The 327-nt window shown below is 36.4% G+C and carries 1 protein-coding gene; it reads right to left on the bottom strand.

The features are described 5' to 3' along the window. Window positions 1-327, bottom strand: a 327-nt coding sequence (locus OU788_RS12735; RefSeq protein WP_274635498.1) for an amidohydrolase family protein, incomplete at both ends; no start/stop codon positions are given.

The raw sequence follows: 327 nt of genomic DNA, 5'->3' as shown, positions 1-327 counted from the left end.
TAAAATTGGCAATCTTATTCACTTTTAAAGAACCAATTTCATTTTCTAAGTTTAAGGTTCGTGCAGCATCAATAGTAATAGCCTTCATAGCATCAAAAACAGTAATTCTTTGATCTTGTGAGAATTTACTTCCCTGAGAGGTTTGTCGGTTCACCGCGGTCCAAACAAGGGTTAATGGTTCCACTGGAGCCATTGAAAAGTCTGAATGAAATGAAAGTGGAATATTTTGATCTGTTAAAAGTTTAAGTGCTACAAGATTTTCAGCACGGTCAGAACCAAGCCCAAACTCTGAATATTTATCGGCTAGTGCCCAAAGATAATATGGAT

It is taken from the genome of Tenacibaculum sp. L6 (genome assembly GCF_028823685.1).
GTDB lineage: Bacteria > Bacteroidota > Bacteroidia > Flavobacteriales > Flavobacteriaceae > Polaribacter.
This window is presented reverse-complemented; position numbering and strand designations above follow the sequence as displayed.